Raw genomic sequence first — 26,915 nt, 5'->3', positions numbered from 1 at the left:
ATGAAAGCCAAGGAAGGAGTCATTCAGCATCTGAACGATATACTGCGAGCGGAGCTGACGGCGGTGCATCAATACCTGCTGCATGCCGCGCTGTGCAAACACTGGGGATATGAACGTCTCCATGGCCATTTCGACCATCTGGCGCACGAAGAAGTAGGACATTCTTCGTTGTTGATCGATCACATTCTGTATCTCCAGGGAACGCCGGAGGTGGCGAAGCTCGATGGTGTAGCCACGGGGCCCGATGCTAAGTCGCTGTTCGAGAGCGATCTGGCGTTCGAACGGGAAGATGTCGAACTGCTGCGGAAAGCTATCAGCCACGCTGCGCAGGTTGGAGACTATACGACCAGACATCTGCTGGAGCACATGGTGATAGACTCGGAAGAACACGTGGACTGGTTTGAGATCCAACTGAAGACGATTGGACAGGTTGGACTTGAGCGATATCTTTCCGAGCAAATTACGAAGTAGTAGATAGGACGCATCGTGCTGAGTAGGTGGGAGGCTGGTAGCAGCCGGCCTCCCGCCTATGTCTCTTCGGGCTCACATCCGAGTGGAGTCATCCGATTCCATCCTACTGGTAATCTTCGTTCAACGAATTCAGGAATGCGGTCACAGCCGGAAGATCGGCGGCCGTCAGGGCGATACCTTTGAGCTGACTATCCCCGTTCCGCAGGGTCCCCGCTCGTGCCTGATCGGATGTGCCTCGATAGAATTGGAGCACATTGTTGAGTCCATCAAACTGCCCCGTGTGCATGTACGGGGCAGAGTGTCCGAGGTCCCGCAACCCCGGTGTTTTGAATCGCGCAAGCGCTCGATCCAAGAGCACGGCATTCGAGACGGGACAGGGTTGCTGATTGTCGCAAAGGATCGCGGTGATCTTTGCCTGTGGAGCCGGCATGTCGGGATTCGCAAACACGTTCCACGCTCCGAGGTCGGTTAGTGCCGGGTTTGCCAGCACGGGGATTTCCCGGAAACGCTCCGACGCATTCGGGTGATTCTCCGTCGCCGGAAGGTACGCGTCGTAATTGGCGTCACGTGTGGAGAGGTTGGGGATGACAAGCCCGGAGAATTGCCCTGATCCATGAATCTGGTCGTATTCTCTTTGAGTCGTACCGGTATTGTGCAGTTTGAAATCCGTAAAGTTAGGAGCGGGGTGGCAGACGAGACAGTTCCCGATCTTGCCCGCCGTCAGTTCAGCCGGTGAAGCTGGAATGGCGGTCGGTTCTGCGAGAAACATTTTCAGACCTTCTAATTCGGTGGTGCCAAAGACGAAGGGTTGGGAGTGGAACTGGAACTGACCATCGGCTCGGTTCGGATTGGAGGTAACGAATTGCAACGTGCCGGCTAATTCACGGGTCTGTATCAGCTGCAGTAACCGCCTGCTGTACGCCACGGGAGTCTCGTTTGGATCCGGTTGCTGAGGCAGGCCATTGATGGTCAGGAACACGTCGAAGGGGGAACGGATCAAGGCACCGCCGTCGTCGGTCTGAGAGAAGAGCAGGCCGTTGACATAAGCCGCGACAACTTTGACTACTGCATCGAAAATTTCCTGATCCGTGCCCGATCCGACGAGAACCCGATATTCAGGAGGAAGACGTGACTCATCAGGGATCGCAGGATTCGATCCGGTGAACAGGATTCGGTAGGGTAGGCCCACGAACTGATCCGACGGGTCGAATGACCCGTCATCACCGCGAACTACGCGCGCGACATGAGCGATAGCCTGCGCGCGTTCTCCCGCCAACCATCCAAAGTTGCGTCCGGTGAAGGTAGCCGCGACAAGATCCTCCATCGAGTTAAATTCCGTATCAAGATGGAAGAGGACGCCTCCGGGTCGATCCAGTGCGGAATTGACCAGAGGTGGGGAATTTCTCGGCGTCAGCGTCTTTCCGTCGGCCCTGGCGGGAATAGGGCTGCGCCGCGCGAAGTCCGCGTAGGTCCGCATCCCGCCCCCGGGGGCTGTCAGCACCTCATCGACGAAGTGACAGGAGCGACAATTCATCGACAGACCCTTGAACGGCCCGGGACTGATGGGGACGCCGGGATTCATGGTTTCCACGGTGCTCACGACCGGGTCGTTGACCTTGGGGTCGTTGACGTTCCCTCCGTTGTCGAGGAACGCGCTGAAGGCTTGGGCGAATCGTGTTTCCATGAAGAGCCGTTCGCCGACGGCCTGCTCGGCGCCCGGTGTTCCTGTCTCTTGGACGGTCGCCGGCGCACTGGAAGTGTTGCCTCCCCCGGAACATCCTGAGAACGCCAGGAGCAGGACCAGCGCGATGGACACGACAGGGCAGGACGGAGTAGAGCGTGAGACAGATTGATGAGTCATGGCAAATCCTCAAGGAAAATATCAGCCGCGACATCCTGTCGGCAGATGTCCGGCGCCGTATTGAGCTGCGTACGAGGTGCGTTATCGTTGCACGCTCTCGACCTCCACGACCTGGGCTTCAGCTTCGGCTCCACGGTCAAGTCCGAGTCAGATTGATTCGGATGATGCCTCTCAAAAGTAAGTCGCAGCTGAAATCACCAACGCTTGGTCATGGATGCGCTGCTCGGTGTTGGGATTAAAGGCCATCGGCTGATACTGATAGCTGATCTTGAAGGCCGCATCCTCCACTGGTCGATAGTTAAGCCCAACGGAAATCTGCTCCAAATTCCCCCAGCCGCCTGTCCCATTGCTGTTATCCAGGTTTGTGTTCACCCTGTCGTACCGGAGGACGGCCGTGAAGGTTGATCCCTCGCCGAATCGCTTCGGCGACCACTTGCTCAGGAACGAGGGCATAAAATGATAGTTGCCCTGGATGTAGTAACCGCTCGAGCGCTGTGGTGGAATGCCCGGACCACTATTGCCTTCAATTCCGGTCAATAGGGACCCGGGAGCGAATCCAATTGTATTCGTCTGAATCGCGCGAGAGTTGCCCCTCGCGTAGGCCCAGGCTGCTTCTCCGATCAATTCAAACGGACCGCGCTGAAATGTCCAGTCGACTGCCACAATGCTTGTAGGATTGTAGTTGCCGTTAGGCGCGCCATTGCCGTAGTAACCTGATCCTCCGACTTCGATTCCTAGGATTGGGCTGAAAGCTAAACGTCCCACGATGGACTTACCGTTATTGATATCTAATCCATCATCCGAGGGACATTTCCTTTGCCGTGATCCCCTGGTCCCATCCGCTTCATTGATTCTTGGAGTTCCATCACTGTTATATGAACAGGGGCCCGTCGTGAAATACAATTCGTAGTCCAGCTTGCTGGTTGTTCCGGGATAGAACGTTCCGTAGAAACCAGCACCGGTTTCAGACATTGTCGAAGGAATCACGAAGCGAGCGACTAAGGGCCGATCGGTCAAATCATTGAGCGGAGAATCGTGCAAAAGGTTGAATTTTCCCACAGGCAGCAACAGGATGCCCGCGCGAATGTTGAAGGGTTCGTTGACGAGGTAATCGATAAAACCAAATTCCAGCCCAATTTCCAACCCTTGTGTCGAATCCTCACGGATGCCGTGTTCGATCTCAATTTCAGAGGCAAACTTTACATGCTCCGTAATGTCTGCGTAGATAAAGGGCACGAACCGCTGCTGATCGAAAGTATTTGTCGTCCCTCCGTACCCGTTTTCAATGCTGGCTTGACTCTGAGCTCGGTACTGAATGTCCATATAGCCGCCGACAACGGCTTTCGGAGCGGAAACGAACGGCTTGGCGTACACCAATCGACCCGACCCTGTGGAGCCGAAGGAGAGGGGAACTTTCTCTTCGCCCGGTCGCTCAACCTTGATATCGGACATGGATCCCACCGGCGTGGGGTACTGCGCTCCCGGGGGTGCAGACTCCCGATGTTCCGCTGTCCCCTCCCTGCGTTCCTGTTCCTGGTAGCGCTTCAGCGTCTCTCGGTTTTGTCGAAGCTCCTCTTCGACGCGCTGGAGGCGTTCCTCAAGCGCTTTATCCTGGGCGAATGCTTCCAGACCAGGACAGAGCATGAATGAGATCAGGGCCCCGAGTCCTATTGCGATCTTCATACGCTTCCCTCCCCAAAAATGTATTGGTGGTGATTGACTCGGGACGCGGGGGTCTCTGGTCTCTGCTTGCTCAATCATGCTCCTTGTGGACCATTCCTCCGGTCAGGATGACGCACGGCCAAAAAAAAGAGCCCACGATCACCGAAGGTGATGCTGGGCTCTGGGCGAAAAACCTCTGGCCGCTCCTTCTTATTACACCTTGTCTGAGTGCACCGTCGATCTCAGATCACGGTCCACCTTGTCCTTTCCCCGCCACCAGCGGCTGTCTCAGGACCCACATTTCATAGATGGGGATTGCCATCATAACGAGGAAACTGACGACCATCAGCGTGTCTCCCATCAGCATCGTGAGCACAAAAAATGGGGACACATAGCTGATCAGCCACGGTGACACCAAATCCAACCCGACGCCTCCGAAAGACAGCCAGGTCATCATCACTTTCATCAGGTGACTGGCTTCGGTAAGATAGAGCACGTGGGCGAGAATCATGAATACGACGGGCATCGTGAACAGGTGAAAGTGGGTAACCTCGGCCAGTTCCCGAAAGGACATCGGTTCGCCGAACGTCGCATCGGACCCTCGGTAATGATCGGCGATTCCCTGCGGAGATAATCCGGTCATGTCATGGGCCCAAAAAAAAGAAAAGGCGAATCCAACCAGCATCAGGAGCAGAAACTGCGTATAGAGCAATCGGATATGGCGGTCCGAGTCTCGGAGACGGAAACGCGTATTGAAGTTCCGCATGACGTCAGACAGTTTCGGGGGGTCACTTGCCGAACAATAGGCTGAAAAACCCTCTCTCGGCCCTGCGCGCGTCGATGGCGTCGCTGCCGAGACCTGCGGGCTTCAAATAGAATTCATCCAATAACACCAACACACGCTTCACACCTGCGCTCATGGAGCGTACGGACATGGTTGCGCCGGAGATATTGATGATATCTTTGTTGATTCGAATCGGATCGGACACGTTCTTGCCTTCATATTGAGAATTAAAACGTTTCGTGCGAACTTCGCTGCCTTTGGCGTCGCGAAAGACCAACAGTTCGACATCCTGGCAGGTCCCTTCTGCGTCCACACCGACCATATACGTCATGGGTTTGTACTTCCCGATGGTATGATGAATCATGGCGTACCCATCGATCTTATCGTCTGTCTCGCCGACATAGACCTCGAATGATTCCTCCGGAAACTTCCATCCGATGCGTTGCTCGATTAACTCTTTCTTGTCCTGCGTCAGACGGATGAGTTCTCGCCTGATGCGTTTCGACTTGGGAAGCGCGTGCTTCAACGCTTCATCTTCCGTCATGAATTCTTCGTACTTGAAGTCTTGCTCGGTGACGAACCGGCGCAACTCGTTGTCCCAAATGCGGTCGCCGCTGAACGCCGCTGTCGTCCACAGCGAGAAACCTGCAAAGCAGATGATGGAAGCAATTAGGCGAGCGAGCATCCTTGCTCCTTGAGCTTGCCGTCAAGCCGGTGTTCGACATCGGTCATCACCTCTCGGGAAGGGTCCGTATCAGCCCAGCCGAAAAGCCTTGAGCCTCCGCGAAATGCCCACCGTTGACGTTCCTCAATAAAGTTGACATTCGTGACGTCACTGAGTCGCTTGACATTCATGATGATACGGGAGCGGTCCTTGCTCTCCATGTCGCGTTGGAATGCCCCATACTTTCGACCGGGCATCGGGAGCTCCAACCACGCGGTTTCGATGAGACCCTTCTCCTTCTCTTGGACTTTGATCGACCTATCCTTGACGCTTTCGATGGCGGCATCCCAGACCTTGTCGTAGGGGCAAACGACATAACGTTCCTGCAGACCCGTCAGTGACGAGCACCCGACTTGCCATAGGAGAAGTCCAACACCTAGGAGACCTGTCACACTGTGCCCAATAGTCATGATGCCATCTTCGGATCGGCCGGCTGCCAGGCTAAGCAGGCAGCCGGCTTGTCATGTCTCTAGAAATACGTGGCTGCCATGAATAAGAATCCGTTCCCGTCGATGCGGGTCACCTGATTGTTCCCGGGATTGTTGACGAAGTTGTTCAAGGACGTGTTTCTCTGTGTATTGAACATGTAGCTGAACTTAAACACCGTGTCCTCGATCGGTCTGAAATTCACTCCTAGTGTCAATCGTTGCAGATCTCGCTGATTGCTGACCTGACCGTTGGCAAAGCGCGAGTTTTGAGATGTATCGGTATCTACAGTCTCCCATCGGACGACGGCAGTGAATGTCGAGTTGTCGGTGAAGTGGCTGGGAGCCATCCTCTTCAAAAATTCCGGCATGAAGTGGTAGTTGCCTTGGATATAATATCCAAACATGCCTGAGGGCCCTTGGGTGGTTAATGTTACTCCTTGGTTCCCTTCGATCCGGGACCAGGCCGCCTCACCGATTACCTCGAAGGGCCCGCGTTGAAGCGTCCAGTCGATCGCATAAATTCCGATGTAATCTTTCTGATTGTTGACACCCCCGGCATTCCGGTTGTTGTACAGGCCGTAGAACGACGATCCCGCGATTTCAATGCCGAGCATCGGGCTGAAGGCGAGACGTCCGACCACACCCTTGTTATCGTTCAGATCACGAGAGACACTGCCTCGGCAGTTGCGAGTTCCATTCACATCTGTGATCGCGCTGCCCTGTGCGTTACAGCCCATGCCATTGACGGCGTAGAATTCGTAGTCCACCTTCGAAAGGGAGCTGGGATACAAGGTGCCATAGAAACCGGCGCCCGTCTCGAACCAGGTGCTGGGAATGACAAGGCGATCGACCATCGGCCGATCCGGAAGGTCGTTGAGCGGTGAATCGTGCAGGAGGTTGAACTTGCCCACCGGCATCAAGATGATACCGCCGCGGAGATTGAAGGACTCAGTGACGAGATAGTCGAGCTGCATGAATTCCAGTTGCATGGAGCCGGCATTGGTGCCGTTCGCCCCCGGAGAATTGGTCCCGCCGCGTTCAAACTCAATTTCAGTCATGAACTTCACTCGGTCCGTTACATCGGCGTACAGGAAGGGCACCATTCGTTCCTGGTTGAACGACTGTCGGCTGAGATTGTCGAGCGTCGGGCCGGTCAGAGATCCGAACTTGAAATCTGCGTACCCACCGATGGTGGCCTTGGGCGCGCTGACGAAGGGTTTCGCATAAACGAGCCTTCCTGACCCGGTGGATCCGAACGACAGCGGCACGCTTTCTTCGCCCTTTCGTTCAACCTTAATGTCAGACATGGGACCCGTTGCAACCGGATACTGCGGGCCTCCGGGCTGTGCTTGCTTCTGCTCCATGGATCTCTCCGCAGAAGGTTCCCGCCGCTCGTATTCTTTCATTCTCTTTTCGACGGCCTCGTCTACCAACTTCTGAATTTCCTCCGGAGTCATGTTTTCCGCCCATACCGGCATGACCGGTAAGCTGGCGATAACCAGAGCCCCAAGGATTGCCCCGATCCGCATTGCGAACCTCCTTGAGAAACGATGGTTTGAAGCAATGGTGGTCTGACTCGGGACGCAAAGGTCTCTGGTCCTGTTTCTGGCGCCTAAGAGCTACCCGTAGGTTCTGACGATACGAATCCTCCTTTCATCTGGACGATTGCCCCGTCCAGCCTTCGACCGCAGCGAAGGGAATAATGACGATGCGCTTGCATCGTTTGCATTTGAGTTCAAGCCCGGCGTCCTTTACCTTGGCGATGAGCTGGCCGCATTCGCAACGCGTTTCGTCGTTCTGAAAACGCTCCTGGGGCGGCATGCCTGTGACAATCATTGATGCTAGAAGGCTTTAAATGAAATTGAGAACGGTTATTAATGTCCCGAATCGCTCCCAATTGTCAAGTGGTACGAACGGAAATCTTGAGAAAAATGAGATGGAGTCTCTTCGGTACTCCCCTGCGAATTCTCACGGAAACTGTGCTACAAACCTCTAGATATGGCATGCGAACTGACGAACCGGCTACGGGATCTGCTTCTTATTGTGACGATGCTTGCCGGATGTACTCAGTTGCTATCCCCGTCTACACCGGTGCTCAAAAAGCGAACCCAGTTGCACATGGGGACGCTTGTGACAATCACGGCACTAGCGCCGTCGGAGGAGGCGGCGAATAACGCGATCGATGCCGGATTCTCGGAAATCAAGCGCCTTGAGCGGCTACTGAGTACCTGGATTGGCACGAGTGAACTCTCTTCAGTCAATGCTGCTGCGGGAAGGGAGCCGGTCCGCGTGAGTCCAGAGACTATTGCGGTCGTCGAGCGATCATTACAGGTGGCGAAACTGACCAATGGCGGATTCAACATTGCTATAGGCCCCGCTGTCGATGCTTGGCGTGTCACTGAGCGACAAGAAATTCCGTCGCCCGAGGACCTTCAGGCCCTCAAGGCATTGACGATGCTCAGTGGCGTGCATCTTGATGTACAATCCGGCACGATTTTCCTCGAAACGCTTGGGATGCGGATCGACGTCGGAGGTATTGGAAAGGGTTATGCGGCAGATCAGGCAGTGACTGCGATGAGGACGGCGGGCGCCAATGCCGGAGTAGTGGCGCTCTCTGGGGACGTTAAAGCATTCGGTCAGTTACCAGGTAAGAGGAAATTTACGGTTGGCATCCAGCATCCTCGCAAAGAAGGGGCAGTTCTGGCTTTTATCGATTTAGAGGACGAGGCAATTTCAACAGCAGGCGATTATGAGAAGTTTTTTGACCGTGACGGAGTTCGTTATCATCACATCCTGGATCCGTCCACACTGCAGCCTGCCCGTGCTTGTCAAAGCGTTTCCGTCATTGCAAGGGACGGCGTATGGGCCGATGGCCTTGATACCGGTGTATTTGTCATGGGGCCTGAGCGTGGGATGGATTTGGTTGAACGCCTTCCCGATGTGGAGGCCGTGATCGTGGACCATGCGGGCAATGTTCATATCTCATCAGGGTTGAGACATCGCATTCGTTTTCCGGTTGAATCTGATCAGGAAGGACATCTTCAATGAGCAAACTCATGCGAGTGCTCCAGGCAGCCGTGCTGTTAGGAATGTCGGTGGCGTGTTCGGAGATCGAATCTCAGTACTTCAAGAATGGTGTGAACACTTCCACTGCCGAGCAGGTCGCCAGTCGTTACGGGGCCCCTCACAAGGCTCGGAAGATCGATGGTGGAGGAATGGTATGGACCTATTTTGACCGTGGCAGCGGGACCGGTAGCTTCGCAGGATATGCCAAGTCCACCTACTGTCATGTATACATTTTGACGTTTGACAAGGATGAGATCCTTCGGGATTGGCAACAGGATAAGTGTGAAGCCTAGATGAAACGGTAGAGCCAGCGGGACGTTTGAAGTCCTGCGCGTGACCGGCCTATCGGGCGGCTGAAATTGCGGTTACTATGATCTTAGCACCTCGAGACTGACCTGGTGGAAGCCGAGGCCGCGGACGTCATCGACTACGTTGACGAAGCGCTCAAGCACGGTTACCCTGTCCGCTCGAACCAGGACCAGCGATTCCCTGGAATGGCTGATCAATTCGACCTTCAATCCCTCCTGCGACACCGGTTGGTCGTTGAGGAACAAACTGCCATCGGAGGAGAGCGTGATCACAAGCGGCACATCCTTCCGGTCTCCTGCCTCTTTGGCCTTTGCGAGGTTCACTGGGATATGCCCAGTCGTGATGAACGTGGCCGTTGTCATGACGATGACAAGGAGGACCAGCATTACGTCCACCAGAGGGATCACGTTGATCTGATCGATCTCACGTTCCATGCTGCACCTTGTACAGGGTGATGAGTTCCGAGACCCGCCGACGCAAGATGTTATTCATGACCACGCACGGAATGGCCACCAGCAGCCCTACGGCCGTGGCTTTGAGGGCGAGACTCAACCCGATCATGATGGTATTGACCGCCATCTGACCGGTGGTTCCCATTGTGTGAAATGTGAGCATGATGCCAAGGACCGTTCCGAGCAGACCGATGTAAGGAGCATTTGATGCGACAGTCCCAATAATGACCAGCCGCCGGGTCAGGGCGATTTCGAACACTTGCTGATTAGGATATTGCTTGAGGTCGACCCGACGATAGAAGAGCCAGCGCTCAACAGCTACCGCGACACACCAGATGCTGAGCAAAAAGAGCAGTCCGATCACTCCATAGTCCACTGCGTGCTTTAACAGGTCCATCTGTTGCGCCTTCCGAAGAGCTGAACTGGAAAAAAGTTCTCAACATGTCGAGTGCGTACGCTAACAAAATTCAGAATCCTGTGTCAATTAAGCTGGGTCAGTTGGTCCGAATCGGAGGTGGGCCAGGGTCGCGCCAGCCTGCATTTTTGGCTCAGGGCTACTCCTGCAGACGGCGTGATGAGTGACTGATTTCTGCGGCGCTTAGTGGCGGCAGCGGGAGCAGAGCCCATAGAGCTCAAGCCGGTGGGTCTGAATCGCAAACCCGTTCTTCACCGCGACCTCTTCCTGGAGTCGCTCTATTTCACAGTTCTCGAACTCGATGATTTTTCCGCACCCAGTGCAAATGAGATGGTCGTGATGTCCCTTATGCGAAATGTTGTCGTATTGAGTTTGAGAACCGAAGTGTCGGGCCTGCGCAAGTCCGGCATCGCAAAAGAGGTTTAGGGTCCGGTAGATGGTAGCCAACCCGAGATGCGGATCCATCTTTGCCAGTTGATGGTACATCGCCTCAGCCGTAATGTGCTCTTGTCGCAAGAAGGCACTCAGAATGAGCTCTCGCTGGCGGGTAAACTTCAACTGGTGTCTCGCCAGATGCTCCTTGAGCGTCTCCATTTCTTTCGCGTTCTTTGCTGACACCATAACAGATATACCTCCGAGGGAACAAACATTAGAAACGAAATCATGAGGCTGGGTCAAGAGGGTCGTGATTGACGGGTTTGAGGTCCGCTGTCTATAGTCGTGGGCGGTTTTGTGATGCGCGGGGAATGGCCACGATGCGTCAGCCTCATCAGATTATGGTTGATCGGGCGTTATTGCTCTATGTGCTGCAGTGCGCTGAGCCCCACGGTCTCCTCAGCGATGTCAAGCTCCAGCAGCTCTGCTTCCTATGTGAACTGCAAATGTTCGGGAAGGGGTACAAAGGATTTCATTTCGAGTTTTTCCGCTTCGCCTACGGCGCCTTCAGCAAGGATTTGGACAACGACCTGACGTCCCTCCGCAGGCGGGAACGGGTGGAGAACTTTACGCTCACCGAACAAGCCGGAGAGGTGATTGCTCAGCTGGAAAAGGCGGTAGCGGGAGTGGAAATCAATGAGAAGATCGTCGAGATTCTCAAGGCGGTGGTCGCGACCTACGGCGGTCATGACAGCGGGGCCATCACCAACTCGGTGGAGTCCGTGGAGTTGAGCACCCCGCAGGATCCTGAATTCAAGATTCCGATCCGGGACATCGTGTTTCATACCACGCTGCTCGTACCGTCTCGGATCGAGGTGCAATACGAGTTCCAGCTCTCTCCGAGCATCTTGGCTAAGATCAACCATGCCATGGGGTACTAGTGGATAGCGCTGAGTTGTGAGCGCGGTGTGTTGAGCGGACACTCGACTTGGCCGATCGACCGGCTACAGTCGGTACAATTCGGCGTACTTTCGCTCGATGTACTGGAGATAGGGTTCCGGTGTCAGGCTCACACCGGTGACCCGTTGCGCCAATCGCTCGGCGGTGAACATCCGCCCCCAGCGGTGTATTTTTTGGCCGAGCCATCGGCGTAAGACCAGTAATTGCCCGGCCGCAATTTCGTCTTCCAGGTGGGGGATCTCCATGCGGGCCTGGTCGTAAAACTGCACGGCATAAAGATTTCCGAGCGTGTAGGTAGGAAAATATCCAAACGCTCCCAAGGACCAATGGACGTCCTGGAGCACGCCATCGGCATCGGTCGGCGGGACAATATCCAGATATTCCTTCATCTTCACATTCCAAAGTTCCGGGAGTTCCTCGGCTTTGGCACGGCCTTCGATCAGATCTTGCTCGATTTCGAAGCGCAACATAATGTGAAGATTGTACGTCAGCTCATCGGCCTCGACCCGAATGTAGGAGGGTTTGACCCGATTCACTGCGGCGTAGAAATGATCGAGGTCGACGGACTGCAATTGGTGATGAAACGTCTGCTGCAAGATCGGATAGAAGAACCGCCAGAAGGCTCTGGAGCGGCCTACACAGTTCTCCCACATGCGGGATTGGCTTTCATGAATCCCGAGCGAAACGGAGTCTCCAAGCGGCGTTCCATAGTGGGCTGGATCCAGCCCCTGATCGTACAGCCCATGGCCGCCCTCATGGATGCAACTGAACAAGCACGACGTGAGGTCGTGTTCATGGATCCGGGTGGTGACCCGCACGTCCGTGGGGTGAAACGATGTGGTGAAGGGATGAGCCGACAGATCGAGCCTGCCTCTCTCGAAATCGTATCCCATGGCGATGAGAACCAGGCGGCCGAATTCGAGTTGTCTCGCCGAATCAAAGGTGTGAAACAGGATGCCGTCATCGACCCGCACCGAACTGTTCTGGATTTTTCGGAGCAGGGGAACCAGTCTGGCCTTCAGTTGCGCAAACAACGGCCGCAATCCGGCGATCGTTGCCTCGGGTTCATAGTAATCCAATAACGCATTGTAAGGAGAGCCCGCATAGCCCAAATACTGAGCCTCCTCCCGCTTGAGGGCCAGCACCGTGCCGAGGTTCGGCAGGAAGTCGGCAAAGGCATTCCCTTCTCGTGCTTCCGCCCAGACTTGTTGAGCGAGGGAGCATTCGCGACTGAGCTTCACGACGAAATCAGACGGGAGTTTTCTGGCCCGGCTGAAGTCCCTCCACACCTCACGGAGAAGCGATTGTGCCGGCTCGTCCCATAACTCACCATCTCGGTCAAGGGGGTGACCCGTTGCGAGGTCGACGGCGGCGCTCAATAGCCTCTCGGTCTCATCCGAGACGAACTGCCTGTGAGCGATCCCCTGGAGTGTCGCAATCTGTTCGGCTCTGGCGGAGCCCCCGCCCGCCGGCATGTGCGTTTCTTGATCCCAGGACAGCACGGAAGCCGCGCTGTTGATACGCTGAATCTCGCGCAGCCGGTTTGTAAGGTTTTCCAGGGTGGTGAGTGTCTTCACATCATATATCTCCCGCATGACACCGTATGGTAAGATCGCTCACGTACGAGCCCACGATAGTGTACGCTCGATCCTGTCATTTTTAAACCGTCAAGGACCGCCCCCATGAACCAGCTTGTTTCGGCCGAGGTCGAAGCCTATTCCGAAGCGCATTCCATCTCTGAGTCGGCGGTCTGCAGAGCGCTCAGGGAGGAAACCCACCGCACGATGGAGCATCCACAAATGCTGGTGGGCCCCCTTGAAGGGGCGTTTCTGAAAATGATGACTCATCTGGTCGGAGCAAAACGGGTATTGGAAATCGGCATGTTCACCGGCTACAGCGCACTCTGTTTTGCCGAGGCGCTTCCCGCGGACGGAACCGTGGTGACATGCGAAATCGATGAAGGGCCGGCCGAGTTGGCGCGCCGCTATTTTTCGCGGTCACCAGACGGGCGAAAAATTTCGATCCGGCTGGGCCCGGCGCTCGACACCATGCGCGACCTGACCGGACCGTTCGATTTGATATTCATCGACGCGGACAAGCCCAACTATGTGCGGTACTACCGGCGTGCGCTCGATCTGATTGCACCGGGAGGCGTGATCTTGGTGGACAACGTGCTCTGGAACGGCGACGTACTGAAACAGCCGGCGCCTGACGAGAGAGCCGCCGCGATCCAGGAGTTGAATCGGATTGTGGCCGCTGATCCAGGTGTGTCTGCAGTCCTTCTGCCGGTTCGAGACGGGGTATTCGTCATCAGGCCGAAATAGGCCGAGACGAAGCGCCTAGAGTGTCCGGATTGCGCCCGCCGGCAGGCACCACGAACACGAAACCCGCACGCGGCCGGTTGAGAGTTCGGCTACGAACTCAGCTTGAGCCCGACGATCCCCGCCACGATGAATCCGATGCTGAACAACCGCATCAGATCACGAGGCTCGTGGAACAAGAACATCCCCATCACCGCCGTACCCGCAGCACCTATTCCGGTCCAGACCGCATAACCCGTTCCGATTGGAATGGTTCTCAGGGCAAGGGCCAGGCACCATAGGCTGACGATCATGGCCAATACCGTCCAGAGGCTCGGCCACAGCCTGGTGAAGCCCTCCGTATACTTCATTCCGACGGCCCACGCGATTTCAAAGAGTCCGGCAACAAAGAGATACACCCACGACATGGCAGTTTCCTTCCGTTGCGCTCACGCGCCGTTTCCCGGCCTCTCAATTCCGTGGTGCTGGAGAGCGGCGGCGTGGACGGACGATTCCGCGCCGTCTATGAGATCCTGAGGCGTGATGGCATTGCCGGTCTGTGCCGAGTGCCCAGCGTATCCGGCGGCGCGGCCCTCGACCCAACGGTAGAGCACCGGGAGCACGACCAGGGTGAGCAAGGTGGAACTCACCAATCCCCCGATCACGACGATCGCCAACGGTCGTTGAACCTCTGAGCCAATTCCTCGAGCGAATGCCAATGGCGCGAGGCCGAGTAGGGCAACCAACGCGGTCATCAGTACCGGTCGTAGGCGGAGCACGCTTCCCGTGAAGACCGCTTCATCCAAATTATGACCGTCGTCGCGGAGTTTGTTCATGCAGGACACGAGCACGATCCCGTTCAACACCGCCACGCCGAAGAGATTGATAAATCCGACCGAGGCTGGCACGCTGAGATACTCGCCGGTCAGCCAGAGGGCGACCACGCCGCCGATCAAGGCAAACGGCAGATTGAGGATGATGAGTGTCGCCTGGCGCAAGGAATTGAACATGGAATACAGGAGCAGAAAAATGAGGCCGATCGTCATCGGAACGATAATGCGCAGTCGAGCCATAGCTCGTTCCATGTTTTCGAACGAACCGCCCCACGTGACCAGATACCCGGGAGGGAGCGTCACTGCGGATGAAATCTTCTGTTGGGCTTCCGCGACCAGACTGCCGATATCCCGCCCCAAGGTATTGAAGCCGATCGACACATATCGTTGGAGACGTTCCCGACTGATGCGCCCGGGACCCTCTTCCAGCCTCACCGTGCCGAGATCAGCCAGGGGAATCAATGCCCCCGAGGGGTCGGTCAGCAGGATGTTGCTGATCCGCTCAACGCTGTCTCGATATTGCTCTGGAAACCGCACGAACAGGTCGAACCATTGTTGACCTTCATAGACTCTGGTCGCGGCGCGGCCTCCGATCGCCGTCGTAATGATCTCCCGCACATCGGCGACGTTGATGCCGTGACGGGCGATCTTGGTCCGGTCGATGTCGATCGTGAGGTACGGCTGTCCGAACAACTGTTCTACCTTGATGTCGCTGACGCCGCGGACGGTTCCGAGGACGCCCGCGATTTCGTCCGCCTTGCTCCTCAGGATTTCCAGATCATCGCCGAACAATTTAACCGTCGCCTCCGTCCGCACTCCGGAGATCAGTTCGTCCACTCGCTGCTGAATGGGTTGACTGATCAGGAAGGTTGCGCCGGGAATGCGGGTCAGTCGTTCCCGGAACTTCTGCATCAGCTCGGGCATCGTCCGGGCCGTCGTCCACTGATCCAGTGGGCGCAGGCGGACCACAGGATCGCTCTCATTGGGCTCCTGCGGATCGTTTCCCAACTCGGTCCGCCCGATTTTGGACACTACCGTCTCCACCTCCGGAAACTCCATCAGCGCTTGCTGCATGTGTTTCTCGATCTCGATGGAGGCCGGTAGGGACACGCTCGGCAAACGGATCGTCTGCGGGGCGACGCTGCCTTCATTCATGATCGGGATGAATTCGCTTCCGAGAAACGGGAACAGCGCCAGGCCGCATACCAACGAGCCGACGGCCGCAGCCATGACGACCGGGCTATGCCCGAGCGCCCATCGGAGCGCCGGGGTATACAAGCGCTTAGCCTTCCTGACGATCCACGGATCTTCCTCGCTCCCGCTTTTCAGCATCAGAGAGCACAAGGTGGGCGACAGCGTCAGGGACAATAAGAGCGAAATCAACAGGGCAATCATGATGGTGTACGCCAGCGGCTTGAACATCTTCCCTTCCATTCCCTGAAGGGAGAGGACAGGAAGGAAGACCAGAATAATGATGAGGATGCCGAACACCACCGGCTGGCCCACCTCTTTCACAGCCGTCATCAGGAGATCGCGCCGTGGCATCACAACGGCAGAATGAGTCGAGAGGTGGCGGTAGACGTTTTCCACCACAACGACGGAGCCGTCCACAATCATTCCGATCGCGATGGCCAGTCCTCCCAGCGACATGAGGTTGGCCGTCAAGCCGACCTGTCCCATCACGATGAACGTGGCCAAGGGCGCCAGCACCAACGTGCTGACGACGATGAACGCACTTCGGATATTGCCCAAGAACAGAAACAGGATGAGGACGACCAGCACCACGCCTTCCGCGAGCGATTTGTAGACCGTGTTCAGTGCGGCGGTGATCAACTCGATCCGGTCGTAAAATGGCACGATACGAAGGCCGTCCGGCAAGAGATCGCGCGCATGAATGTCGTCGATGCGCGCCTTGATGCCTTCGACCACGTCGCGAGCGTTCCCGCCGCGGAGCATCAGTACGATGCCGGTCACCACTTCCCGCTCGCCGTTCCAAACCGTCGCGCCGTGCCGCACGGCGTGACCGACGAGTACCTGTGCGACGTCTCCGATGAAGACCGGCGTGCCTCCCGTTTCTTTGACGACAATGCGCTCGATGTCCTCGAGCGTGCGGATGAGCCCCACGCCGCGGACGATGTACTTTTCCGCGTGTTTTTCCAAGATATTGCCGCCAGCATTGGCGTTATTGCTGGCGACGGCATCGAAGACGTCATGCAACGTGAGGTTGTATTTCCTGAGCATGGCTGGTTCGACCAAGACCTGGTACTGCTTGACGTAACCGCCCATCGAATTGACGTCGATGACCTCCGGCGTGCCCTTCAACAGCGGCCGGATGATCCAGTCCTGCACGGTCCGCTGCTCGATCAGACTCTGCTGGCGTTCATCTTCGCTCTGCACGTAGCTACGAGCGGGCTCCTGGAGATAATACTGGAACACCTCGCCGAGTCCGGTGCTGTTCGGCACCAGCATGGGTTCGGCGCCGAGCGGCAGCGTCTCCTTGACTTCGATCAGGCGTTCGAGGACCAGCTGACGCGCGAGGTTGATGTCCATGTCGTCGTCGAAGACGATCGTGACCAGAGAGAGTCCCACTTTCGTCAACGACCGCATTTCCGTCAACGACGGAACCCCCGTCAACTGCAATTCGATGGGGTACGTGACCAGTCGTTCGACTTCCGCAGGGGAGAGTCCCGGCGCCTTGGTCACCACTTGCACAAGAACACTGGTAACGTCGGGAAACGCGTCGATGGGGATCGTCCTGAACGCGTAGATGCCGCCGATTCCCGTCACGATCGCGAAGATCACGATGAGAAGGCGTTGGCGAAGGGAGATGTCGAGGAGCCGAGCGACCATCAGACCTGCTTCTTGAGGAGCTCGGACTTCAGGACGAACGCGCCTTGCGTGACGACGGGATCGCCCTCGCTGAGGCCGCCGAGAATCGTGGTGAGCGCACCGTTGGATTCGCCGATCTGGACGTCACGGGCTTCGTATTCATTTTCGTTGCGCCGCACGAAGACGAACGTCCGATCATGATCTCGCTGCAGGGCGGATTCCGGCAGGGCCAACCTGTCCGGCTGCGGTTCCGAGTACAGACGGATCGTCGCGAACATCTCAGGCTTCAATCGGCCTTCGGGATTTGGCAGCTCGAGCCGAAGTTGCATGGTTCGCGTCGCCGGATCCAGCACGTCGCCGACATAAGTGATGGTACCTTTGAAGACTTCATTCGGATAGGCGTTGACGCGTACGTCGGCTTGCGTGCCACCGGCCGCATGCACCAAGTGCACGAAGGGAATGTCCTTTTCGGGAATGTTGGCGCGGACCCACACCTCAGACAGGTCGGCCACCACAAAGAGCTTCTCGGTGGTTTCGACGACTTCCCCTCGCGTCAGGTTGCGTCCGATGATCCGTCCCGCAAACGGGGCCACAATCGGAACATGGGAGCGAATGGTCCGGGTTTGGTCGAGACGGCGAAATTCCTCATCGTTCATGCCCAGCAGCTTCAGGTGGTCGCGCGCTTCGTGCGCTTCCGCCTGCATACTGAGCAGTTCGGCCTTGCGTCGTTGCGCCTCTGCTTCACCGATCACTTTTTCCTGCAACAGAAATTTCGCTCGGGCATAGGCCTGCTCGGCCACATGCAGCTTCGCTTGCGACTTCAGATAGGCGGACTGGGCCAACCCCAGTTCGCTGCTGTACAAGATGGCGAGGAGTGCGTTAGCTTCGACTTGCTGGCCGAGGTCCGTATAGACGTCGACAACACGACCCCGAACGAGCGTGGTAATGTCGGCCACGGCCCGTTGGTTGGGCTGCACGATGGCCGGGAAGTCACGATGAGTTCGAAACTCGCTACGGGCGACCGGTTGGACGACCAGACCGACCCGCGAGGAATCCTCCGGAGACAGGACCACAACCCCCGCGGCCGAGCCGACGGGCGGTTTGAACCTGACCGCGTCGCTGGGCGTACTGTCGCAACCTATGGACGAAACCATCAGGCCCGCAAGCACCCAGCCGAGCAAAGGGAGAACGCCATGCCGGGATTGAGCGCGCATGTCAGTCGATCGCCTCGATCCAGTCGATATCATAGCGCTCCGCCGACCGCCCGCTCAAGTCGTGCCAAGGCGACGGATAAGTCATATCGAGCTTGGGCGTAGTCCATCTGGATCTGTCGTTGGACCCGTTGGGCGTCGAAGACCTCCAAGAGGCTGGATGCACCCTGCTGAAAACTGAACTGGGCCAGTCGGAGGGCTTCCTGAGCCTGTTTCAGGAGACCCTTGTCGAACACGTCGATGAGCTCGGCCGTTGTTCTGGCATCCTGATAGTGTTGGTGGATCGCCCGGGCCAGTTCGTTGCGCGCGCGCAACAATTCGGCCTCCTCTCGCCGCTTGGTGCCCAATGATGCCGCGATCTCTCCCTGGCGTCGGTACCAAACCGGGACCGGTAGAGACAGGCCGCCTTGCACGGCTTCGCGGCCGATCTCGCGCCAATAACTCCCGTTGACAGTGACCTGGGGCACTCTCGACTGCCGCTCGAACTCAATCCGCCAATCCGATTGCTCGACGGATTGCAGGAGACGCTGAATGGTCGGGTGGTCTTGGGCCATACGTGCCATGAGCTTATCGATACGCAATTCCTTGGACATGTTCAGGAAATCTCCCTGAACCATGTACGAGGGCCCGAGTCCGCCACCGGTGAGGGTGTCCACGATCACCCGATTCACCCGCACCACATTCTCGGCGCGAACGAGGACCTGCTTGGCCTTTAGGACTTCCACCTCCGCTTTGATCAGTTCGAATTGCGGCGCTTCTCCTGACTTGACTCTGGCCTTGACGATCCTGCCGACCCCTTCGACGATTTCAAGGTTCTGCTGGGCCAGCGCCGCGTCCTGCTGGGCGAGCAACAGATCATAAAACGCGACCTTGACCTGTGTGGTCAAATTCAATCGTGTTTCGGACATGCCCGCGTTTGCCGTGGCCAGACCTGCGTCCGCAACCCGCTGGCGGGCGGAGCGCATGGCCGGCCATTCCAGCGGCTGTCCAATGACCATGTTGTATTCCACGATCGACTGACGAGCAAGCGATTGCGCGATGTCGGCGCGGCCGGCATCCCGAATCTCACCGTAGCCCGCGTTGCCTAAGATGTGCGGATTGGGATAGGCACCCGCCGCTGTCTGCTGGCCTCGCTGGTGGTCGATGTGCCCCTCGGCGGAGGACACCACGGGGTTTCTGGCAAGCGCCATCTCGATTATGGTGCCGAGTTGGTAGACCGGTGCTCCTGACAATTCAGTCGCTTGGGATCGAAGGGGTACGGCGCCGATCTGGAGCGCCGAGGTCAGGCAAATGAGCAAAGAAATCCGTCGGTGTGTCATATGTCGTCCCCCTTTTGACCGGGTGTTCGTCCTGAGGCTACGCGAGTTCAGACCGATGTGGCAAGTCGCGCATACCACGCCGTCGCAACATAGTCGAGCAAGATTGGGGAGCAATTGGGTGCGGTGCTGTTGCGCCTAATCCTTTCCCTCGAAGAATACGCTCAAGCACTTGCGCCGAAACAGTTCAGAGTCGAAAGGTTTGACGATGTACTCCGTCGCTCCGACATTCATGGCTTGCCGAAGATTCGCCACGTGCATGGAGTCCGCCATGACCACAATGGGGATTGACGGGAAACGGGTGCGCACCTCTCGGAGGACCGCAAGGCCATCGAGTCCCGGCAGATACAGTTCAATGAGCACCCCATGAAAGGGATTTGTCGGCTGATCATTGGCGATGCGTGACAGCCCCGAGGCGCCGTCCGCTTCTGCGGTCACATCAAAACCGAGCGCGCCGAGTCGATCACGGAGAATCCGGCGGACATCGTCGTCGCCGTCGATCACGAGGATGCGCCGTCCGGGAGCGTTCCTTGTGGAAGGCGCAGCGGCCGAAGATCCAGTTGCGGAGGATGAAGCGTCAGTATTCACCGCGTCCACCTTTTCATGCACAGGGCAGAGCCATGGAGATGCGGAGCGTTGCCCTGAGGACCCAACCCATTGACCTAGCAGGCTCCGTACTGCGTCAACGTCTGACCTCGCGGGGAATCCGGGGGAGGGAAGTCCGATGTAACATATGGTTCCCGGCGCCATATGTACTGTACGACGGCTCGGATAGAGGAAAGCAGCGAGCGGGCTGTATCGTTGATAAGATACCCCGAAGCTCCGGCTTCAAATGCCGCAGCCATCGTGTCGGGATCTCCGCACGAACTATAGAAGATGACCCGACAGTCGGGCAAGAACTCATGAATTTCTCGCGCTGCGGCAATTCCGTTCAAGATCGGCATCTCAACATTCGTCAGGAACACATCGGGACGGAAGGTTCTGGCGGCTTCGATGGCCGTCAATCCGTTCTCCGCCGCTCCGACGATGTCGTACTCCGACTCCAATCGAAGCCGGAGCAGGGCAACCGTCTGGGCCTGATCGTCGGCCAATAGGATCCGCACGCGTCCCATCACGACTTCGTCATCTGTAGTGCCGGCACCGCGCATAAATCGCCACGAAGGAGTCTACCCGATGCGCCGTTCAAACGAGGAGTGGAATGTTACCGGAGCCTATCTGGAAAACTACCGGCTTCCGCGGCGAGAATTACGAGAGAACCGTTCGGTACGTGATCACGAGCTGGAAACCAAGCCGTGCGCAACTGCGTATTTAACCAAGTCGGCGGTCGTGTGCAAGTCCAGCAATTCCATGATCTTGGCTTTATGGAATTCGACGGTTCGATGGGAGACCTTCAGCTGCGCGGCGATCTCTTTGGCCGAAAAACCCTCAGCGACGAGTTGCAAGATCTCGCGTTGCCTCATGGTCAGGTCGTCGGCCGCGGCGATTCGGGGTTGGCCGGGGCTGAGAAAGGAGCTGATCACATCTTTCGTAATAAGCGGGGTGACGTAGTAGTTCCCTCCCATCACGCACTGAATCGCTTGGACCAATTCCTTCCCAGCCGACCGCTTGAGGAGATAACCGGACGCACCCGCCTTGAAGGCCTCGGTGATGTATGCCGTATCCGCATGCATGGTCACGAAGATGAGTTTCACGTCGGGAAGCAAGCGTTTCAGCTTCTTGGCTGCGTCAATGCCGTTGAGTCTGGGCATCGTGATATCGAGCAGGATCAGGTCGGGATGAACACGTTCCGCGGCTTCGACAAGCGCGCGCCCGTCCTCGACGGTCCCGGCGAGTTCGCAGTGCTCTTCGAGCAGTTTCTTGAATCCCTCGAGGACGAGGGTATGGTCGTCAGCCAGCAGGATTCGCGGCTTCTTCATTGGCATAGGCTCCAGGAAGAGGAACGAGCACGGAGATCCGGGTGCCGAGGCCGGGTCCTGAATGGATGTCCAGCCGGCCGTGGACGGCCCGGACCCGCTCTCGCATGTTAATCAATCCCAACCCTTGTTGGTGGCGGTATGGCTCTGGATCGAATCCCGTCCCATTGTCCTGAATCGATAGGGTAACTGCGGAACCGTCGCACGTCAATTCAAGCTCGACCCGCGAAGCTTTGGCGTGTCGGGTCACGTTCGTCAGGCTCTCTTGTGCGATCCGGTACAGGCAGGACGCGATGTCCCGTGGAAACGAAGGTGTCAGCTCCTCCTGGACCACGATGGTTTTCACGCCGGTCCGCGAAGAAAATTCATCGGTCAGACGCGTGAGGGCAGCCGGAAGCCCCAGATCGTCCAGGATTGAGGAATGGAATTCGTAGGCGATGCGGCGGACATCGTCGGAAATGGTCGCCAGACGCTGGGCCAGCGATTGGATCGCATGACGAGCCCGCCCATCGGACAGTGAGGGGTCCGTCTCCATGTTGCCCAGTTCGATGACGACGATGGCCAACCGTTGATTGATGTCGTCGTGCAATTCGCGGGAGATCCGCCGGCGCTCTTCTTCCTGCGCCGTCATCAGCTGTGCGGTCAGCGACTGCAGTTGCCCCTCGGCTTGCAGGCGGTCGCTGATATCCCGCAAGATCACCGTGAAGGTCGTCTTCTCGCCGACGGTAAGTTTCGAAATGCTGGCCTCGGCAGGAAATTCCTTTCCATCTTTTCTCAGACCAAAGACTCCCCGGCTTTCAGCCATACGGCGCGCCGATTCGGAGCCGAGCGCAAAGGCTTGGATATTGGCGGTGTGATGGAGCCGGTGGCGCGTGGGCAGCAGCAGTTCGATCGGTTTCCCCAGGACTTCTTCCGGCCTGTAGCCGAACAATCTCGATGCGCCCTGATTGAAAAGCGAGATGGATCGGTCTTCTTCGATCAGGATGATGGCGTCCTCGGCAATATCCAGAATCCCGGCGAGCCGCCCCTCCGAGAGGCGAAAGGCCCGTTCAGTCTGCATGCGCTCGGTGACCTCGGAGACCAATGCTTCGTTGACGCCGGCGAGCTGCCTGGTCCGGTCGGCGATCCTCTCCTCAAGTCCTTCATTGACCTTCTGCAACGCTGTTTCCGCCTGCCGGCGCTTCAGCGCGAACCAGACCAGGACCCACAGGATGAGAATTGTGAAGGTCCGGTTGGCGATCGGAATCCACAGCGGCTGATTGGGAAGCTGGGGACTGAGGAATGTGCCGATGATCGTGAGAGCGGTGCAGATCGTCGCGACCAGTCCCGGGATCCATGGAAAGCGGGAACCGATCGCGATCACGATGGCAACGGCGTAGAGAATATGGTTGGCAAGACTCAGCGGCGTATGGATGTCCAGGACGAAGAGTCCCGAGAGGAGCAGCACCAACGCGCCGCCGCGCAACCATTCTTTGTCGATGGAGGACATGCAATCGGCTCGTGATGGCCGAAAATTATGATCCTTTCAGGTCCGGAGGTGCAAGCTGGCTGCTCCAGCGATGAATCGAGACGGGCGCGGACACGATGACGAAGGATGAGGAATACTGCTTGACGGTGGCCGTGAAGGATTGTATCCCCTTAACCATAACCATGTCACAGCAGTCCAACAGTTTCGCCTATGGAGCGATCGTGACCGCCGCCATACTCTGGGGGGGATCCATCGTCGCACAAAAGCTGGCGCTGAGCGGGTTCTCCGCAGTCGAAGCCTCCGTGCTGCGCGACATGGGAGGGCTTGTCATCCTGCTGGTTACCTGGGCATGGCAGGAGCGCTCAGTGGCGGGATTGATGGCAGGAGACCTCCGTATCCTGTTTGGGCTCGGGCTGGGTGTGCTCGGCAATCATCTCCTGATTCTGATGGGCCTCAACTACGTCAGCGGCGCCGTGGCTGGCGTCATCATCGGGTCCGCGCCGGTTGTGACCGCGCTCTTGTCGGCGGTCTTGATTCAAGACGTGCCCTTGCGAATGGTGTGGGGCGGAAGCCTATTGTCGTTCATGGGAGTCGCGCTCGTCTCCGTGGCAGGTTTTCAGGCTGTAGGAGAGCAGCCGCTCCTCGGTAGTCTGCTGGTTTTCCTGGGAGTCGTCAGTTGGGCGTTGTACAGCATCGGCAGTCGCGCCATCATGGAGCGGGTGTCGGCCTTGACCGTCAATTGGACGACGCTGCTGGTCGCGACAGGGCTTCAGATTCCGTTGCTCTGGACGGATCGCAAAGCATCCCAGGCGGGATGGGCCTCCGTCGGCGCCAGTGACTGGGTGGCGCTCGGATATCTGATCGTATTCGCCACTGCGATGGCGCAGCAGGCATGGCTGTACGGGGTGAAGGGTATCGGACCGTCCCGCGCGACCGTGCTGGGAAATCTGACTCCGGTCGCGGCCGTAGCCCTGTCCGCCGTGATCCTCGGCGAATCAGTCGGGATGATCGAGGTGGCGGGAGTCACGCTGATCCTAGCCGGCGTCTGGCTGGTTCATCACCAAACCTCGACCCTCGCCCGTGCCTGATCCGGACGTTTCGTTCTCGCCCTCCTAGGCAGTTTCCAGTATGATACTCCGCTCGGACGGGGGAGACCTGTGATCGAACAGCGCATTGAAGAAGTCACCAGAGCCAATCAGCGATTTTACGATGCGTTCGAATCGCTCGACATCGCCAAAATGGACGAGGTATGGGCGCACCTCGAATATGTCACCTGCATTCATCCGGGCTGGACGCTCCGTTCAGATTGGCCTTCGGTGCGCGACTCCTGGGTGCTGATTTTCAACAACACCTTCTCGATGAAGTTCGAGCTGACCGAAATCACGGTGCAGGTGGCGGGCGACATCGCCTGGGTCATCTGTGTCGAGAACATCACGAGCCAGCAGTCGGATGAGCCCCAACAGGCGCACGTGCTGGCAACGAATCTGTTCGAGCGAATCGGGGATGAGTGGCTGATGATTCATCATCACGGAAGTACGGTGATGGGGTGAACGAGGCGAGGAATCACGAGCCGCACGTGTGCGCTCGCCGAATGAAATACCGCAGCAATCTGACCTACATTGCGACTCGTCAGCTCGATGGATGTGCGTGCGCGGAGTAGAGAATCAATGCAGGGAGCGATGGGGTCAAGGCTTCGGAGCGGAAGCAGGCGAGGGTTCGACGGCGCGGACGGTCTGTTGCCATTCCGCGACGATCACGTCGCGTTGGTCCATCGTCATGCCGGCATAGGTCAAAAACATCTGAGGGCCCTTGCGGCGGCGCCACGTGAGATAATGGAGAAAATGTTCCTTGCAGACGTTGTGTGTACCGGCTGGAGCGTAGACCTTCCCTTGGCAGCCTTGGATGATACAGTGAAATTGGTTCACGTGGTCCCCCTTCAGATTCGACAGTATGCACGACCGATGACCGGCTTTTCAACCTTGGCGTTGTGTGTTCTGGCACTCGCGGTGTTGACCGCGTGCACGTCGGCCTCCCGTGAAGCGCTCCCTCCGGACAGCCCCTTTCCAGAGACGACGGCGTTCAGAGACAAGCTGTTGCCCGAAGGGCTGGCGGTCGGTGATGTGACCAGCCGGTCGGCGGTGCTGTGGCTGCGCACGGACGGCCCGAAAGCCGTCCAGATTCTGTGGGCGCCGCTTGACGACTGGGAGAAGACGGGCGCGATGGCGTCGCTACGACCGGTCGTATCGCAGACTCCGACGCAGGTCACGACTGCAGACACCGACTTCACCCTGTCCGTGCCGCTCGAACATCTGACTCCTGCCACCCGGTACCGATACCGTGTTCTCGTCGATTCCGTCGATCACGCATCGGGCCCGATGCCCGGCTCCCTTGCCGCAACCGGTGAGGTGACGACGCTGCCGGAACCGGCGCGGTCCGTGCCGCTGACGTTCGCGTGGAGCGGGGATTTGGGAGGTCAGGAACGGTGCCGACAGGGGGAGGCCGGCTATCCGATATTCGACGTGATCGGCGCGCAGCGTCCAGATTTCTTTATCTTTCTCGGCGACACCATCTATGCCGACGGAATCTGTTCGGCTCCTCCCAACGAACCGGGAGCGGGTTTCATAGCCACGAATTTGCCGGAATATCGGCTGCGGCATCGATACCAACGAGGTGCTCCGGCATTGCGCAGACTGCTGAGCCGCGTGCCACTATACGTGATCTGGGACGATCATGAAGTACAGGACAATTTTGCCGGCCCTTACGAGCCCAAGATGGCCGCTGGGCGTCAGGCCCTGCGGGAATATTGGCCGATGGCGGTCCAGGCCGGCGATCCAGATCGAATGTATCGCAGCGTCCGGTACGGTGCGGATCTCGAGATTTTCATCCTCGATACGCGACAGTATCGCAGCAGGAATTCCGACCCGGACGGGCCGACCAAGACGATGCTGGGGCCGACTCAGTTGGCTTGGCTGGTCGATGGGCTACGCACGTCTACGGCGACGTGGAAAGCCGTAGTGACGAGCGTGCCGCTTTCGATTCCCAAAGGCGGCGGCGCGGCCTCACCCGGCTATGACGGGTGGGCAGGCGGACCCCCCGGCGGAGCCGCCAGGGGATCAGACGGGACCGGTTTCGAGCGGGAACGGCAGGTCCTCGTCGATCGGATCCTGGCGGACCAGATCAAGAACGTCGTGTTCCTTGCGGGCGACGTCCACTATGTGCAAGCCAACGCCTACGATCCGGACGGAGACGGCCGCGTCGATTTCCACGAGTTCGTGGCGGGGCCGCTGTCGGCGCGATTTGGTCGCCTGACGCCGCCGAACCCCGGCCTGCACCCGACCGTCCTGCTCAACGACGGGGGGTACTCCAATTTCGGACTCGTCCGAGTCACCGCCGAGGCGTTTGAGGTGTCGTTTGTTGACGACACCGGTACGACTCGCTTCTCCCACCGCGTGCAAGCTCGCTAACCAAGACCCTTGCATTCCCGGCGGCCAACCGGTTACGGTAACCACCTTTACCGACCCGTGAAGGGCCATATCGT

General features: G+C 57.7%; 28 protein-coding genes. 8 read left to right on the top strand and 20 right to left on the bottom strand.

The window, feature by feature from the left end:
* Positions 1 to 471, top strand: coding sequence for a bacterioferritin (gene bfr, locus P0111_13630; protein ID MDF0645066.1), 471 nt, complete (start codon positions 1 to 3; stop codon positions 469 to 471).
* A 103-nt stretch (positions 472 to 574) separates the two neighbouring features.
* Here bfr and P0111_13625 read toward each other — a convergent pair whose 3' ends face one another.
* The 7 genes from P0111_13625 to P0111_13595 form a co-directional block, all read right to left on the bottom strand.
* A complete protein-coding gene (locus tag P0111_13625; protein MDF0645065.1) occupies positions 575 to 2,332 on the bottom strand; it encodes a hypothetical protein in 1,758 nt (585 codons plus the stop codon).
* 171 nt (positions 2,333 to 2,503) lie between these two features.
* Positions 2,504 to 4,015: a TonB-dependent receptor gene (locus tag P0111_13620; protein ID MDF0645064.1), complete on the bottom strand. Its 1,512-nt coding sequence runs from the start codon at positions 4,013 to 4,015 to the stop codon at positions 2,504 to 2,506.
* Between the two features lie 226 nt (positions 4,016 to 4,241).
* Positions 4,242 to 4,760 carry a hypothetical protein gene (locus P0111_13615; GenBank protein ID MDF0645063.1) on the bottom strand — a complete coding sequence of 173 codons (519 nt, stop codon included), beginning with the start codon at positions 4,758 to 4,760 and terminating at the stop codon, positions 4,242 to 4,244.
* Between the two features lie 22 nt (positions 4,761 to 4,782).
* On the bottom strand, positions 4,783 to 5,463 hold the full coding sequence (locus P0111_13610; protein MDF0645062.1) for an FMN-binding protein: 681 nt from the start codon (positions 5,461 to 5,463) through the stop codon (positions 4,783 to 4,785).
* A complete protein-coding gene (locus P0111_13605) occupies positions 5,448 to 5,912 on the bottom strand; it encodes a hypothetical protein (protein ID MDF0645061.1) in 465 nt (154 codons plus the stop codon). The genes P0111_13610 and P0111_13605 overlap by 16 nt, the downstream gene beginning before the upstream one ends.
* 59 nt (positions 5,913 to 5,971) lie before the next feature.
* A complete protein-coding gene (locus tag P0111_13600; protein MDF0645060.1) occupies positions 5,972 to 7,459 on the bottom strand; it encodes a hypothetical protein in 1,488 nt (495 codons plus the stop codon).
* Between the two features lie 124 nt (positions 7,460 to 7,583).
* A complete protein-coding gene (locus tag P0111_13595; protein MDF0645059.1) occupies positions 7,584 to 7,751 on the bottom strand; it encodes a hypothetical protein in 168 nt (55 codons plus the stop codon).
* A 177-nt stretch (positions 7,752 to 7,928) separates the two neighbouring features.
* On the opposite strand from P0111_13595, the gene P0111_13590 reads away from it, so the two are divergent.
* Both P0111_13590 and P0111_13585 read left to right on the top strand, forming a co-directional pair.
* Positions 7,929 to 8,978, top strand: coding sequence for an FAD:protein FMN transferase (locus P0111_13590; GenBank protein MDF0645058.1), 1,050 nt, complete (start codon positions 7,929 to 7,931; stop codon positions 8,976 to 8,978).
* Complete coding sequence (locus P0111_13585; GenBank protein MDF0645057.1) at positions 8,975 to 9,289, top strand: hypothetical protein; 315 nt, start codon at positions 8,975 to 8,977, stop codon at positions 9,287 to 9,289. Before P0111_13590 ends, P0111_13585 begins: the two co-directional genes overlap by 4 nt.
* A gap of 75 nt (positions 9,290 to 9,364) precedes the next feature.
* Here P0111_13585 and P0111_13580 read toward each other — a convergent pair whose 3' ends face one another.
* From P0111_13580 to P0111_13570, 3 genes are all read right to left on the bottom strand, one after another.
* Positions 9,365 to 9,739: a biopolymer transporter ExbD gene (locus P0111_13580; GenBank protein ID MDF0645056.1), complete on the bottom strand. Its 375-nt coding sequence runs from the start codon at positions 9,737 to 9,739 to the stop codon at positions 9,365 to 9,367.
* Complete coding sequence (gene exbB, locus P0111_13575) at positions 9,729 to 10,154, bottom strand: TonB-system energizer ExbB (protein ID MDF0645055.1); 426 nt, start codon at positions 10,152 to 10,154, stop codon at positions 9,729 to 9,731. The genes P0111_13580 and exbB overlap by 11 nt, the downstream gene beginning before the upstream one ends.
* Before the next feature lie 201 nt (positions 10,155 to 10,355).
* Entirely contained in the window at positions 10,356 to 10,793 is a 438-nt protein-coding gene (locus P0111_13570) for a Fur family transcriptional regulator (GenBank protein ID MDF0645054.1), read from the bottom strand.
* A 125-nt stretch (positions 10,794 to 10,918) separates the two neighbouring features.
* Here P0111_13570 and P0111_13565 point away from each other — a divergent pair, with 125 nt between their 5' ends.
* Positions 10,919 to 11,488, top strand: coding sequence for a hypothetical protein (locus tag P0111_13565; protein ID MDF0645053.1), 570 nt, complete (start codon positions 10,919 to 10,921; stop codon positions 11,486 to 11,488).
* A 63-nt stretch (positions 11,489 to 11,551) separates the two neighbouring features.
* On the opposite strand, the gene P0111_13560 is transcribed toward P0111_13565, so the two are convergent.
* Positions 11,552 to 13,084 carry a carboxypeptidase M32 gene (locus tag P0111_13560; protein ID MDF0645052.1) on the bottom strand — a complete coding sequence of 511 codons (1,533 nt, stop codon included), beginning with the start codon at positions 13,082 to 13,084 and terminating at the stop codon, positions 11,552 to 11,554.
* Between the two features lie 105 nt (positions 13,085 to 13,189).
* Here P0111_13560 and P0111_13555 point away from each other — a divergent pair, with 105 nt between their 5' ends.
* Complete coding sequence (locus P0111_13555; protein ID MDF0645051.1) at positions 13,190 to 13,831, top strand: class I SAM-dependent methyltransferase; 642 nt, start codon at positions 13,190 to 13,192, stop codon at positions 13,829 to 13,831.
* Between the two features lie 89 nt (positions 13,832 to 13,920).
* Here P0111_13555 and sugE read toward each other — a convergent pair whose 3' ends face one another.
* From sugE to P0111_13515, 8 genes are all read right to left on the bottom strand, one after another.
* Positions 13,921 to 14,235, bottom strand: coding sequence for a quaternary ammonium compound efflux SMR transporter SugE (sugE, locus tag P0111_13550; protein ID MDF0645050.1), 315 nt, complete (start codon positions 14,233 to 14,235; stop codon positions 13,921 to 13,923).
* A 21-nt stretch (positions 14,236 to 14,256) separates the two neighbouring features.
* Complete coding sequence (locus P0111_13545) at positions 14,257 to 17,490, bottom strand: CusA/CzcA family heavy metal efflux RND transporter (protein ID MDF0645049.1); 3,234 nt, start codon at positions 17,488 to 17,490, stop codon at positions 14,257 to 14,259.
* Entirely contained in the window at positions 17,490 to 18,683 is a 1,194-nt protein-coding gene (locus tag P0111_13540) for an efflux RND transporter periplasmic adaptor subunit (protein ID MDF0645048.1), read from the bottom strand. Before P0111_13540 ends, P0111_13545 begins: the two co-directional genes overlap by 1 nt.
* Before the next feature lie 29 nt (positions 18,684 to 18,712).
* Positions 18,713 to 19,999, bottom strand: coding sequence for a TolC family protein (locus P0111_13535; protein MDF0645047.1), 1,287 nt, complete (start codon positions 19,997 to 19,999; stop codon positions 18,713 to 18,715).
* Positions 20,000 to 20,134: 135 nt separating this feature from the next.
* Complete coding sequence (locus P0111_13530) at positions 20,135 to 20,500, bottom strand: response regulator (protein MDF0645046.1); 366 nt, start codon at positions 20,498 to 20,500, stop codon at positions 20,135 to 20,137.
* A gap of 158 nt (positions 20,501 to 20,658) precedes the next feature.
* Positions 20,659 to 21,108 (bottom strand): response regulator transcription factor, encoded by a 450-nt coding sequence (locus P0111_13525; protein ID MDF0645045.1) that lies wholly within the window; start codon positions 21,106 to 21,108, stop codon positions 20,659 to 20,661.
* 159 nt (positions 21,109 to 21,267) lie between these two features.
* Positions 21,268 to 21,912 carry a response regulator transcription factor gene (locus tag P0111_13520; GenBank protein ID MDF0645044.1) on the bottom strand — a complete coding sequence of 215 codons (645 nt, stop codon included), beginning with the start codon at positions 21,910 to 21,912 and terminating at the stop codon, positions 21,268 to 21,270.
* Positions 21,884 to 23,398 carry a PAS domain S-box protein gene (locus P0111_13515; protein MDF0645043.1) on the bottom strand — a complete coding sequence of 505 codons (1,515 nt, stop codon included), beginning with the start codon at positions 23,396 to 23,398 and terminating at the stop codon, positions 21,884 to 21,886. The genes P0111_13520 and P0111_13515 overlap by 29 nt, the downstream gene beginning before the upstream one ends.
* 95 nt (positions 23,399 to 23,493) lie before the next feature.
* On the opposite strand from P0111_13515, the gene P0111_13510 reads away from it, so the two are divergent.
* Entirely contained in the window at positions 23,494 to 24,465 is a 972-nt protein-coding gene (locus P0111_13510; protein MDF0645042.1) for a DMT family transporter, read from the top strand.
* Positions 24,466 to 24,534: 69 nt separating this feature from the next.
* Positions 24,535 to 24,927, top strand: a complete 393-nt coding sequence (locus P0111_13505) for a nuclear transport factor 2 family protein (GenBank protein ID MDF0645041.1) — start codon at positions 24,535 to 24,537, stop codon at positions 24,925 to 24,927.
* Between the two features lie 135 nt (positions 24,928 to 25,062).
* Here P0111_13505 and P0111_13500 read toward each other — a convergent pair whose 3' ends face one another.
* Positions 25,063 to 25,302: a hypothetical protein gene (locus P0111_13500; GenBank protein MDF0645040.1), complete on the bottom strand. Its 240-nt coding sequence runs from the start codon at positions 25,300 to 25,302 to the stop codon at positions 25,063 to 25,065.
* On the opposite strand from P0111_13500, the gene P0111_13495 reads away from it, so the two are divergent.
* Positions 25,288 to 26,841: an alkaline phosphatase D family protein gene (locus tag P0111_13495; GenBank protein ID MDF0645039.1), complete on the top strand. Its 1,554-nt coding sequence runs from the start codon at positions 25,288 to 25,290 to the stop codon at positions 26,839 to 26,841. The two genes, P0111_13500 and P0111_13495, sit on opposite strands and share 15 nt — an antisense overlap.
* Positions 26,842 to 26,915: the final 74 nt, after the last annotated feature.

The organism is Nitrospira sp., from assembly GCA_029194535.1.
Classification (GTDB): domain Bacteria; phylum Nitrospirota; class Nitrospiria; order Nitrospirales; family Nitrospiraceae; genus Nitrospira_C.
Note: the sequence above shows the minus strand (reverse complement) of the source record. Positions and strands in the feature narration are given on the sequence as shown.